The sequence below is a fragment of the Synechocystis sp. PCC 6803 substr. PCC-P genome (genome assembly GCF_000284455.1).
Lineage (GTDB): Bacteria > Cyanobacteriota > Cyanobacteriia > Cyanobacteriales > Microcystaceae > Synechocystis.
On the sequence record NC_017039.1, the window covers coordinates 64,386 to 76,559 of the forward strand.

13 protein-coding genes are annotated in these 12,174 nt (G+C 46.3%); 6 read left to right on the plus strand and 7 right to left on the minus strand.

Features of this window, described 5'->3' with window-relative positions:
* Positions 1–7: 7 nt before the first annotated feature.
* Both SYNPCCP_RS00265 and SYNPCCP_RS00270 read left to right on the plus strand, forming a co-directional pair.
* Positions 8–529 carry a DinB family protein gene (locus SYNPCCP_RS00265; protein ID WP_010871259.1) on the plus strand — a complete coding sequence of 174 codons (522 nt, stop codon included), beginning with the start codon at positions 8–10 and terminating at the stop codon, positions 527–529.
* A 72-nt stretch (positions 530–601) separates the two neighbouring features.
* Positions 602–1,363 carry a class I SAM-dependent methyltransferase gene (locus SYNPCCP_RS00270; protein ID WP_010871260.1) on the plus strand — a complete coding sequence of 254 codons (762 nt, stop codon included), beginning with the start codon at positions 602–604 and terminating at the stop codon, positions 1,361–1,363.
* A 78-nt stretch (positions 1,364–1,441) separates the two neighbouring features.
* Here the strand turns inward: SYNPCCP_RS00270 and SYNPCCP_RS00275 are convergent, their stop codons facing one another.
* Positions 1,442–3,148: a metallophosphoesterase gene (locus SYNPCCP_RS00275; RefSeq protein ID WP_010871261.1), complete on the minus strand. Its 1,707-nt coding sequence runs from the start codon at positions 3,146–3,148 to the stop codon at positions 1,442–1,444.
* Between the two features lie 72 nt (positions 3,149–3,220).
* Here SYNPCCP_RS00275 and SYNPCCP_RS00280 point away from each other — a divergent pair, with 72 nt between their 5' ends.
* The gene (locus tag SYNPCCP_RS00280) at positions 3,221–3,976 is read left to right on the plus strand and encodes a WecB/TagA/CpsF family glycosyltransferase (RefSeq protein WP_010871262.1); all 756 of its coding nucleotides are present in this window, start codon (positions 3,221–3,223) and stop codon (positions 3,974–3,976) included.
* A 38-nt stretch (positions 3,977–4,014) separates the two neighbouring features.
* On the opposite strand, the gene tsaB is transcribed toward SYNPCCP_RS00280, so the two are convergent.
* On the minus strand, positions 4,015–4,674 hold the full coding sequence (gene tsaB, locus SYNPCCP_RS00285; RefSeq protein WP_010871263.1) for a tRNA (adenosine(37)-N6)-threonylcarbamoyltransferase complex dimerization subunit type 1 TsaB: 660 nt from the start codon (positions 4,672–4,674) through the stop codon (positions 4,015–4,017).
* A 224-nt stretch (positions 4,675–4,898) separates the two neighbouring features.
* On the opposite strand from tsaB, the gene SYNPCCP_RS00290 reads away from it, so the two are divergent.
* Positions 4,899–5,600, plus strand: coding sequence for an SGNH/GDSL hydrolase family protein (locus SYNPCCP_RS00290; protein ID WP_010871264.1), 702 nt, complete (start codon positions 4,899–4,901; stop codon positions 5,598–5,600).
* Positions 5,601–5,630: 30 nt separating this feature from the next.
* On the opposite strand, the gene SYNPCCP_RS00295 is transcribed toward SYNPCCP_RS00290, so the two are convergent.
* The 4 genes from SYNPCCP_RS00295 to SYNPCCP_RS00310 are packed head-to-tail and all read right to left on the minus strand — an operon-like array spanning position 5,631 to position 9,844.
* Positions 5,631–6,008 (minus strand): hypothetical protein, encoded by a 378-nt coding sequence (locus SYNPCCP_RS00295; RefSeq protein ID WP_010871265.1) that lies wholly within the window; start codon positions 6,006–6,008, stop codon positions 5,631–5,633.
* Positions 6,009–6,034: 26 nt separating this feature from the next.
* Complete coding sequence (locus tag SYNPCCP_RS00300; protein WP_010871266.1) at positions 6,035–6,550, minus strand: hypothetical protein; 516 nt, start codon at positions 6,548–6,550, stop codon at positions 6,035–6,037.
* A gap of 8 nt (positions 6,551–6,558) precedes the next feature.
* The gene (locus SYNPCCP_RS00305) at positions 6,559–9,657 is read right to left on the minus strand and encodes a UPF0182 family protein (protein ID WP_010871267.1); all 3,099 of its coding nucleotides are present in this window, start codon (positions 9,655–9,657) and stop codon (positions 6,559–6,561) included.
* Positions 9,593–9,844, minus strand: coding sequence for a hypothetical protein (locus SYNPCCP_RS00310; protein WP_010871268.1), 252 nt, complete (start codon positions 9,842–9,844; stop codon positions 9,593–9,595). The genes SYNPCCP_RS00305 and SYNPCCP_RS00310 overlap by 65 nt, the downstream gene beginning before the upstream one ends.
* A gap of 268 nt (positions 9,845–10,112) precedes the next feature.
* Between SYNPCCP_RS00310 and SYNPCCP_RS00315 the strand changes: the two genes are divergently transcribed.
* Together SYNPCCP_RS00315 and SYNPCCP_RS00320 are read left to right on the plus strand one after the other, a co-directional pair.
* Positions 10,113–10,400 (plus strand): PepSY domain-containing protein, encoded by a 288-nt coding sequence (locus tag SYNPCCP_RS00315; RefSeq protein WP_010871269.1) that lies wholly within the window; start codon positions 10,113–10,115, stop codon positions 10,398–10,400.
* A 209-nt stretch (positions 10,401–10,609) separates the two neighbouring features.
* Entirely contained in the window at positions 10,610–11,419 is an 810-nt protein-coding gene (locus SYNPCCP_RS00320) for an A24 family peptidase (protein WP_010871270.1), read from the plus strand.
* Positions 11,420–11,569: 150 nt separating this feature from the next.
* Here SYNPCCP_RS00320 and SYNPCCP_RS00325 read toward each other — a convergent pair whose 3' ends face one another.
* The gene (locus SYNPCCP_RS00325; RefSeq protein WP_010871271.1) at positions 11,570–12,115 is read right to left on the minus strand and encodes a nucleoside monophosphate kinase; all 546 of its coding nucleotides are present in this window, start codon (positions 12,113–12,115) and stop codon (positions 11,570–11,572) included.
* Between the last annotated feature and the right edge of the window lie 59 nt (positions 12,116–12,174).

The window sequence follows — 12,174 nt, forward strand, 5'->3', positions numbered from 1 at the left end:
AATTAATATGCAAACAAAAAATTATTTCGAGCTAATGGCCCAATACAACCAATGGGTCAATGGGAAAATTTATGGGGTCTGTGCCGAAATTCCCGATGGTATGCGAAAAAAAGATTTAGGTGCTTTTTTTAAATCAATCCATGGAACCTTAAATCATATTTTGTATGGAGACAAAGCATGGCTGGGCAGATTTACAGAACAATCTTTGACATCAAAAAGTATTGGCCAGGAACTTTACCAAGACTTTGAAGCGCTATGGGCCGAGAGAAGGGCAATGGACCAAGAAATTTTACACTGGTCCCAGAACTTATCATCCCCATGGTTAGAAGCTCCTTTTGAATACACCAGCAACATAGACAACAAAACTCGCATCATGCCCACCTGGGTGCTGGTCACCCATATGTTTAATCATCAAACCCACCACCGTGGCCAAGTAACAACCCTGATCAAGCAACTTGGCTATGAACCTGGCATAGTGGACTTACCTTGGTTACCTGACCTTGAGCTAAACACTGGTAATGGGCTCTAATCGATAGCGACAAGTACTAGGCTGAAAGGTACTTTTTCTGGCATTAAATTAATTGGGGGCACAGCTCACGAAATGAATCAGGAAAAATTATTGGCCCTGATGATGGATTTGCACCAGGATGGAGCACGCCAAGGGCCAGGAAGCGAAACCGAAACTCTACGAGCCCTCGAACTAACTCGAATTGATCCGTTGGCAAAACTTCAGGTCGCTGACATCGGTTGTGGTACTGGAGCATCGACTTTGGTTTTAGCAAGTAAACTGCAAAATGCACAAATTACTGCCATTGATATTTTTCCAGAATTTCTTGATGTTTTGTCCACAAGAGCAAAGGTAATGGGTTACTCCGAAAAAATCGAGACACTTACAGAATCAATGGACAAACTTTCGTTTGCAGATGAATCGTTGGACCTCATCTGGTCTGAGGGAGCGATCTATAATTTAGGCTTTGCTCAGGGGATTGAGTGCTGGAAGCCCATGCTAAAAACGGGTGGTGTGCTTGCGGTTTCAGAAATCACCTGGCTGAATCCCCTTCCCCCGGAGGAAATTAGACAACACTGGAACACGGAATACCCCGAAATCGCCACTGCTTCTGAGAAAATTGCAATTCTTGAGCACGGAGGCTACGACCTAATTGGATATTTCATTCTTCCATCAACAAACTGGCTAGACAGTTACTATACGCCAGTTGAAGAGCGAATACATGACTTCCTTAAGCGCCATAGGGGAGACCTAGAAGCAGAGGAACTAATAAAAATGGAACGCCGAGAAATGGATCTATACAGCCGATTTAAAAATTGGTTCAGTTATGGGTTTTATGTGGCCCGCAAACGATGAGTTATGGCGACAGATATGTATGTCATTGATTAGCAAAATTGATTACAATGCTAAAAAAATAAACAGGACGTGCTGGATTTATTTTAGTTGAAATTGGTCAAATAAAACTATATTGTTATTATCTGCACTGCTGTCAAAATAGTAGCTTTTGATCACTGCATTATCTTCATCGGTTTCCAGTACACTAAAAACAGTAATTTTATTGCTGGCAATGTAGGGTAATGGTTTGCCATCGGAATTGAGCAAAGGCGCAATGGTGGGAGTAATGGGCGATAAGCCATTGGGATTGCCCACGGGGAAGTCGTTGTTAGGATCAATAAAATCCGGTAGGGAGCGGGGATTATCAGCTAAATGGGCGCCATAACTGTTACCGACATTGGATGTTTCTAAAAAGTGCATTCCTCCAGGACTAACAAAACGATTCCAAAGATGGGAATGGCCATAAAAAACTAGCTGAACTCCGGCATTTTCTAGTAGGGGAATTAGGTGCTTAATAATCTGATCTTCCCCCTTGGGGTAATGGTAACGGCGATGCACCATAACACCATCAGGGGTGTATTCTTCGTAGGCCTGGGGATCGGTATAGGGCGGAGTAACATTACCTCCTAAACTATGGGGAGGATGGTGGAACATCACAATTTTGTACCGAGCTTGGCGGAATTCTTCCCCAGCCAATTCCTGCTTCAGCCATTCATACTGCCTGCTACCGGGGGTAATGGGTTCAAAAATATGCTGACCATGGCCCCAATTTTCCGGTTTATGTAACTGCTGACTGCTTTCTTGGTAACGCCCTGCAGTGCTTGAATCCTGTTGCGGCGTGCGCGAAGCGTGCCCTGGGCAACGCCAAACATTGGTGACCATTAAGGAAATGAGACGAATATTGCCAAAAGTAACGGCGTAGTACTGTTTTTGTGGAGCTGGGCTGGGGGGTAAGGAAAAAATTTCTTGATAGGTTTGGAAGTTAAAGGAATTGTTTTCAATCCATTGGGCGGCTTGGTCTGGGTCGTATTCCTGCTCAGCAAAATCCTGCCGCTCAAAGTATTCTTCTTCGGCGATCGCCTGGGGTCGAGCGTCTTTAAACTGCAAATGCAACGCCTTGCTGGGGGAATTGCGCCCCATTACTTCATGGTTGCCAATGCAGGGAAAGAGGGGAGTGGATTGTAACACTTGCGCTCCCTGATAGATTTTCCCCCCCAACGTTACTGAAGCCCGCCCCTGCAGCACTGGAAAAAAGGATCTACCCCGGCGATCGTCAAACCATTCCGAAGCCCGATCTGGTACGTTGACCATATCCCCTGCGTGGAACACCCCGTCAAAGTCACCATAAACGGCGATCGCCTGTTGGATATTGGCCGCCACCATGGGCATTAACTGATGGTCGGAGGTGAGCAAAATTTTTAAGGGCTGGTCTGGAGGGGGACTAGGTTGCAGGGAAAAAATATCGCTCTGGTGTATGCGTTGGCTCTCCTGGCTAAAAACTTGATAGGGCAAAGTCTCCCCAGCTCTTAAGCCAGTTATCACCGCTTGATGTCGCCAAATGGGTCGGAGAGAAAGCTTGTCATAGGTTTGGAAGGTGTAGGACCATTCATCTTCCCTGGTGCGGGTCAACTGTTGAGTGTCGGCCCCGGTGCGATGCTCCAGGTCTTTGCCCCACTGCACCCAGTGCTTGTCCCCGGCAAATTCGGTAAACCAAACGACTTCAACGCTGTCAGGGGTGGGAAGTTGTAAAAAAGGATCACTCAACATAACCAGGAAATGCATTAATAACAAACTAGTGACAATCATCCCCTGCCCTCGGTTTTATTGCTCCGACAATGGCAAAATTAAACCACCCAGACATCCACTTTGGCTTTTGCTGTGACCATTTCCCGCACCATTATCAGCACGAGAATTGACTGCACAGACTATGGACAAGCCACAGCCACCATCATTAATTTAGCTAAAGCGGCGATCGCCAGTTATGTGGTAGCGGCCAATGTCCATGTGGTAATGAGTGCCTATGGCAATAAAAGTTATCAAGAAATTATTAATCAAGCTGTGTTGGTCACCCCCGATGGTATGCCATTGGTGTGGGGATTAAAATTGCTCGGTTACCCGCAGGCCACCAGAGTTTATGGCCCGGATTTGATGCTAACAATTTGTCAGCGGGCCGCGGCGGAAAACCTTGGTATTTATCTTTATGGTGGCACAGAAGATTGTTTGCAGCAACTTAAAGTTAACCTAATTAAACGGTTTCCTAAACTGAAGATTGTTGGCGCTGATTCTCCCCCTTTTCGCCCACTAGAACCTGAGGAAGAAAAAAACGCCTTGGCCAAAATTAAGCAGTCCGGCGCTGGTATCCTTTTTGTTGGTTTAGGTTGTCCTAAGCAGGAAATTTGGATGGCTAATCATTACCAAAAAATAGATCTAGTCATGGTGGGGGTGGGAGCCGCTTTTAATTTCCACAGTGGTTTGGTGTCTCAAGCTCCCCGTTGGTTAATGGCCATGGGATTGGAATGGCTCTACCGTTTGCGCATGGAACCGAAGCGATTATGGCGCAGATATTTAATTAACAACCCCGCTTTTATTGTTCTATTTACTTGGCAATGGTTAACAAATAAAACAACTTTATAAACTATTTTATCCCTAATGTTTTAGCAGTAAAAAGTAAGTTAATTTGCCACAGGGTCGGTGGGACTCATGCCATAAAAAGGTTGGGCCGCTGACCAGTGGGGTCGATCGCCAAGGAGCCAATGTTGCCAAGCGAGGGTGAGGAGTTGGGGGGCAGTGATACCGAGCTGATCTGGGGTAGCGTGAATCTGTTTTACCCCTTTATCCGCCATAAGTTGTTGCCAATCCTCCGGTAACCAAAGGCGATCGCCGTCTAGGGTAATTAGTTTTTCCCCGACTATTTGATAGAGCGCCCCATAAAAATAACCCCTGGTTGCGGGCATAGTGACAGCCAATAATTCGCCATCGCCACAGGTTTTAACCAAAGATTGGGCAAAACAAGCCAGGGTAGAAATGGTAAATAGGGGAATTTGTAATTGCTGGGCCAAGGTACGGGCGGTGACCATGCCAATGCGGACACTGGTAAAGCTACCAGGGCCCTGGGCTACGGCCAGATAATCTAACTCAGACCACTGTTGGCTAGGCAAAAAATCCCCTAAACAATTGTGTAATTGATTGAGTAATTCCCGATCCAAGGGCCAAGTTTGCTGGGCCACTGGATTTTCTCCCCGTTGTAGAGCTAAACCTAGCTGGCCGGTGGCGGTGTGGATGGCCAAGCCCAAACTATGATCGGCCAGGGAAAGGGGAGGAGGTACGGTCATTACCAATAGGTTTAAGTATCGTTGCTTACTGCAACCTTTAGTTTATCGGGGATAGGATGGGGCAAATGCGCCGCAATTATCTAATTTTTTGCCCCAATTTGGCGATCGCCGGGGGGCAAATGTGTATAAATGCTTACGTCAACCTGTAGAATCTCAGTTAAGATCTCGTTACAATCCATCCCATTGGTTTTGATTTTACCCGCCCGACCCTAGGACATCATCCCATGCAAACGATTTCCCCTGCGTCGACCCTTACCCAAACTCCCCGTTTTGACCACCCCCTGAAAGTGTTGGCCATGGGGGACAGCCTTGTCTACGGTTACGGAGATCCCATTGGTGGCGGTTGGGCAGAACGGCTACGGCGATTTTGGATGGAAGAAAATGGCCCCGTACTCTATAACCTCGGTATCCGTGGCGATCGGGTAGCCCAAGTTAGTGAACGTCTGGAGCAAGAATTTCGCCTGCGGGGAGAAATCCGCAACAAAGTCCCCGATTTGCTGATTCTCTCTGTGGGGGTAAACGACTCCCCCCGGTTGGGTCGGCCTGATGGACGGTGTTTCACCGATGAAATTCTCTTTCAAAAACAGGTGGAGCAGCTATTGGACAGCGCCCGTCAACTTTGCCCGGTGCTTTTTGTCGGTATGGTGCCCGTCAACGAAGCTCCCATGCCTTTCCTTGATTGTTTTTACTTTAACCACGCTGACCAACATCGTTTCAAAACTATTACCCAACAGGCCTGCGGCGATCGCCAAATTCCCTACCTAGATATCTTTGAAATTTGGCAACAGCGGGGCCAAGCATGGATTAACGATCATCTCATGGCCGATGGACTCCATCCTAACGTGGCGGGCTACAAAGCGCTCTTGGATGACATCAACCACTGGCAACCCCTAAAGGAACTAACCAGCAAGGTATCTCAACCCTAGTTGTTGGTAACTTCGGCAAGATTTTCCTTGTCAGTTTTTTTCTAGAAATTCACCAAAGATCTGGGCTAGATACTGAACCTGTGTTTCTAGTTCTTTCACCCGGTCTTCCAGGGATTGCGGTACGGGCAAACTCTTAATTTTAGGTAACAAACTATCCCATCCTTTTGCTTTTATGCCATAGGTCTTATTGTAAGCACTGTAAGTATTACGATAATTGCCAAAATGTTTAATTAGAAATTCTTTGTTAACTTCCTTTTCTTGATCTAAAAATTGCGTAGTCTTTCGATTAACAATCTCTTGTAAACGCTCATAAAGAACAGCGGTAGCCCCCAGAAGCTTGGCGGTATTTTTAGTGTCTTGTTGATCTATTTCGTCAAGTTGGTCTAGTAATTTGCTAAATTTAGACATAGTTTTTTAGATTTTTTTAAGAGGGTTTAACCTGAATCTCTACCAATGGAAGATGGTTTTGTGTCCATTTGAGGTTTATCAGGATCAGATTTGGGGGAAGTATCAATTAATCCCATATCGGGCGGCTCATCGAAAAAGACTGAATTGACAAATGTCCACAATATATGAAATTTGCCAAACCAACTTCTGCTTTCTTTAACTTTGAATGCCGCCAATTCTATTTCTGTTTGAATATTCTTTAATTCAGCCTTAATTTTATCTCTTTCAATGATCATTTTTTGTTTTTCTACAATAGAATTCTGCACTTCTATTTTTATTTGATCTAATTCTGCTTGCAGCCTATTTTTTTCCTCCTCTTGAATCTCTATTGAGCTATTTAGCTCGCTAATCTGACTTCTATAGCGACTATTCCAACTCTGAAGACTTCCTCTTGACCTACGAATTGACTTGAGAGTACCTACCGCTATTTGCAAATTTTCATCATCTGGATAAATTTTTGCAAGATCATAAAGTTCTTTAACTTTTTGTTCTATTCGATCCATAATTACCTCTAATTCAACTCACTATTAAGGTCATTGACAGTGTCATCCAGAGGACGAACAATTGCGTTTCTTCCGGTCGGATTAGGATCAAAAATTGCCTCTATGGCTTCATTTAAGCTTTCTGCCATGGCAATTTGATTACCATAAACCACCACAACCCGAGCGAGGGTGGGCAAACTATTTTTCTCAGCTTCCAGATAAATTGGTTCCACATAAAGTAAGGATTCTTCAATGGGAATTACCAGCAAATTACCCTGAATGGCCCGGGAGCCCCGGCGGTTCCAAAGACTAATCCGTTCGGAAATTACTGGATCTTGGTTCACCAAAGCTTCAATTTGCTCTGGGCCATAAACCAGTCGTTCCTTGGGTAAGGTGTAGAGCAACAATTTGCCATAATTTTGTTCATCACAGCGGGCAAAGAGTAGGGCAATCAGGTTATTGCGGGCATTAGGAGTATAAACTTGGGAAAGAACAAATTCCTCTTCTTTGGCATCAATCCCTGCCAATTTCATAATTAGGTAATACGGGGCAATGGGTTGTTGCTCATCGGCATAGGTTTCCTGGGGAATACGCCATTGGTCTTCCCGGTTATAAAATACATCAATATCTTCCATGTGATAGGTCAACAATCGCTCCGATTGGGTACTAAACATATCCACTGGATAACGAATATGACTTTTTAAAGTAGAGGGCATGGAACTAAAAGGTAAAAACAGTTCGGGAAATATTTTCTGCCAAGCATTAATTAGCGGATCTTGCTTATCAATAGTGAAAAAACGCACATCACCATTGTAGGCATCCACTAAAATTTTGACTGAATTACGAATGTAATTGAAATTACGCCCCGGTTGGTTAGCATCTCCTTCCCCCGGATCGGAATAGGGATAGGAATTGCTGGTGGTATAGGCATCGATCAGCCAATAAAGAGTGGAATGTTCTTCCCCTTTTACTTTGGCTGTCACCAGGTAAGGATCGCGGTCAAAACGCAAAAAGGGAGCAATGTGGCGGATGCGATGGTTAATATTGCGGCGAAATAAAACTCTGGTATCAGGCTTAAAGTTCTCAGTGAATAGCATTTGCCAATCCCGCAAATAAACGGCAAATAATAATTTTCTGATGGGAGAATTTAAAAAAATGCCACCCCGCCCGTCATAAAAGTTGTAAACATTGGCCTCTCCACTGGGAAAATCCAGTTCAGGAATGGCGGTGTTGGTCATGATGTAGTTATCAGTGATTTCACCAAAATAAATGCGGGGTTTACCAATGGGAATACTAGTGCGGATCAACTCACTAGAGGTACGTAGAGCGCCTGCGTTTTCGTCAGTGCCAATATCTTTGACAAAGTAATAGGGCAATCCACCTTGGTCCACTAGGTTAACGGGGGAAAGGGTGAAGCCGTAGCCGTGGGTATAGACCAAATGTTTGTTCACCCAGGTTTGGGCCTTTTCTGGTACAGCGGTGTAGTCCAATTCCCTGGGGGCAATGAGGGTTTGTTGTTTGGCGGTGCTAATGGTTTGCGTGTCGTCTTTTTGCACCCGGATAGTGTAGCGGTCCAGGTCAGCATCAGAGAACTTATAGTAAAGGCGAATTTGTTGTAGTTGTCGATTAGTTTTCAGTAGGGGAATGGGATCCCAGAGGCGAATGTTATTTAGGGTGAGTCGGTTTCTCTCTAGGCTAGCGGGGGTGAGTTGGCCACGGCCGGTGAGGGTAGCTGGCTGAATGATTTGTAGGTTAAAAGCCTCTCTAGTGGCGGCGATGTTGCGGGCGAGATAGGGTCTTTCCCTGGTGAGTTGATTGGGTTGCACTACTAACAGTTCGATCGCCCAACCCCCCAAATTTTGCAGAAGCAGAATTAACAAGTAAACAGCCACTGGCAACCAGAGGCCAATTATGGGTAACTGTCCCCGCCGCTGGGGAGCACCTGTTCCTTTTGCCCTAGGCCAACCCTTAACGCTTAACCACCCCAACCAAATGGCGATCGCCATGCTGAAAATCGCCAGCCCAGTTTCTACGGGTAAACGCCAATGAATGTCGGTGTAGTTGGCCCCATAGACTACGCCATGGTTAGCAAACAAATAATCGTAACGCTTTAACCAATGTTCCACCCCTAGGGTGAGAGCTACTGCGGCTCCCAGAGCACTTATATGTCTCAATTGGGCTGCAGAAAAACCGGGAAATCGTCCCTCCGATAAACTATCAGCGGATTTGAGAATAATTAGAGTTACCCCTAACAAACTGAAGAGGAATAAACCCCGCCACCAACTTTCGAGTAATTGCCAGAGGGGAATCTGGAAAATATAAAAGCTAATATCGTGGTGAAATTGGGGGTCGATGGTATTGAAGGGCTGACTATTAACAGAAAGTAACAGTCGAAACCAGTTACCAGATAGCAGCAGTCCCCAAACTGCACTCAAAATAAAGACCAAGCCCGGTAATAGTCTGGGACCCCGCAACACACCGATGAGGGCTAGCATACCCGCCAAGGCCGTCACCCCCAACTGGCTACCCATGCCACTGAAACTAGTAAACAAAAAATGAAGCCGAAAGGGTTGGGGCACCGCTGGGGTGATATTGGGCAAAGTATAGTCCGGAGTCCACACCTGAATAGTGATGAAAACGTAATACATCACCAGGGATATCAGAATCAGTTGTAGGACAATAATTAGGGGCAGTAGAACGGGTAGTTGCAGGGGACGGGAATGGGCTTTGGGGCCCACCGGGGGAGCGGGCATGGGCAAGTAACGAGAACCGATCGCCACGGGCACTGGTGCATAAACAGCTTGGGCAACGGCCAGGCCTTTCAGTTGGGCCTCCTCTTGGATCAGGCGATTAGTGACTTTAACCTGGAAGACAATAAAGCCCCAGGAAATAAAGCCTGTAATCAGAGCAATGCTCCCTTGCCAGCGCACCCGCTTCCAAAAGACGGACTGGAAGCTTAACTCCTGGAACCAGAGATTTTCCACATAGATGCGGGCAATGACTTCCAAACCCACCAAAGCAATGGCCAGAACAATCGCCCCCTTGACCCACCCTTTCATGGCCCTAACCCCCTTGTTTAGTGGTGAACCATTGGGAAAGTTTTTTGATTCCCCAACTGCTGACGGCACCCAAAATCAGAATACTAATGGCGGGATTGAATAGGGGCAACCAAAGTTTTTGCCAGATTTGATAGCCCAAAGGAATACCAGTGGATTCCCCCACCACAGCGATGGCAAACCAGAAAAAGCCCAGCAGCACCAGGAATACATCGGCAATCAAAATACGATCCAGCCAGGTTAGTAATAAAGTTTTCATACAATTTGCACACAATCCAGATACTCAGGTCGGGGACTGATTTCTGCTCAGCGGTGGGGTCCCCCATTAATACCTATGCCAGGTACTTGTTTCCCATCTTAATCCTTTGGTGGATGACCTCTGTTAACCAATCGTTTGTCCCCAACCATGGCCCGGGGCAGTGGGCGATCGCCAAGCTGTTAACCCCCGGTTTGGTAAATTGACAATAACGCTCTAAGTTGAAAAAACTAATGTCTTGCTCAAACTTTCCTTGGAGAAACTAACCACAATGGATACCATCAAACAAATTAGCTATTTTCTGGCCGGTGTGGTACTGATGGAAATGACCCTCACAGCGGCGATCGCCAGGGCCGATGACCGGGATGTAACGGCCCAGGAAAGACAGAGAATTGTCCAAGCCCTCAATGCCCTGGGCTGTAGTTCCTTTGATGATGCAGAGTACGAAATCGACAAAAGACGGTTTGAAATTGACGACGCGATTTGTGCCGATGGGCGGAAATATGAAATTTATCTAGATGCTAACTATCAGCTGATCAAGAAGGAATTAGAGGACTAACCGCAGTCAATAAGGATAAAATTGGGCTTTTCAAAAGGAAAACGGACTACATTTGTCTTAGAACCTGTTCGTCAAGTCCTATTGCACTCCTTAAATTTAAATTTTCCAATGCCGGGGGACTTTAAGTTTTTTCCCGTCGTCGAAATTAGGGGGAAAAGGGCTTGGCAAACACCACCTTAAACCCTTGACATTCCTTCGCCGAGACCAGCATGGATCCCCTGATTGCCCCCCTTGCTTTCCTACTTGCCATTGCTCTGGGCTGTGCCGTGGGTAGTTTTCTCAACGTGGTGGCCTATCGTTTGCCAGAAGGTTTATCCCTGGTACATCCCCCTTCCCGTTGTCCCCACTGTGGCCACCGACTGGGCCCGAAGGAGAATGTGCCAGTGGTGGGTTGGCTTTGGCTACGGGGTAAATGCCGTTGGTGCCAAACTGCCATTTCTCCCCGCTATCCCTTGGTGGAGGCTGCGACGGGATTCTTATTTGCCCTGACCTGTTGGCGTTTTGGTTGGCAGTGGCAAACCTTCGGCTACTGGATATTAATTAGTTTTTTAATCTCCCTGACTTTAATTGACTGGGACACCATGACCCTGCCCAATAGTTTGACTAAACCGGGATTGGTGCTTGGGCTGTTATTTCATTTACTACTGGGTTGGCAACGTGGCCATTGGATTGTCCCCTTGGTGGAGGCGATCGCCTCGGCGGTATTGGGGCTATGGTTGTTTGATTTGATCCGCATGGGAGGAAGTCTGTTGCTCGGTAGGGAAGGCATGGGGGACGGGGATCCCAAATTGGCATCCATGGTAGGGGCTTGGTTGGGCTGGCCGTCATTACTGTTGACCACCTTCATTGCCTGTTTCATCGGTTCCATCTATGGGGGTTTGAAGTTACTGTTGGGCACATTGCAACGGCGACAGGGTTTTCCCTTTGGCCCCTTTTTGGCGATCGGTGCCCTCATCAGTCTCTTTTGGGGTGAAAAATTGATCACTAGTTACTTAAATTTTGTGACCCCACAATTTTGAGTATTTTGCTGCCCTTGTTATTTTTTCGCAAAGATTGGTAAAAAGTTCCGATCTGCCAAGTTGGGCGAAACAAGATGCCAATATCCCCGGTATTGTTAGAGCTTTAGCCAAAAGATTTAGAGGATAAACAAAGACACTGGAAACCGGCTCCTAAAGCCGAGCCAAAATTAGCTTTGTAACTTGATCAACTTCGGGGTATGCATTCACTGTGAGTAGGTTTTGCTTCGCAGCGTAGTATTCCAATAGGGGAACGGTGTACTCATGAAACTTGCCAATGCGAGTGGTGATGGCTTCAGGATGATCGTCAAACAAAGAACGGTTGAGGGAACGTTCCACCATCGTGGCTTCATCAATTTTCAGGTACAGGGCCCAATCCAGGGGCTGCCCCAGATCTTCGAGTAAAAAGTCCAGTTCTTCTGCTTGGAAAGCGGTGCGAGGATAACCTTCCAAAATCCAACCCTGACCCCCATCTTCCTGCACCAACCTCTGTTGAATAAATTCGATCATCATCGGATCTGGCAACAGATCCCCTCTTTCCACATAGGGTTTAGCCTTGATTCCCAGGGGAGTGGCGTTGGCAATGGCTTCCCGCAGAATACCCCCCATGGAAATCACTGGCAACTTAAGTTCTTGGCTGAGGTTATGGGACTGGGTGCTTTTCCCTGACCCCGGGCCACCGAGCATAACTAATCGCATAGTTAATAGTTAAAGGTTGAGTTTTTGCTGGACTTTATCGATCAATTTCTGATTGAGTG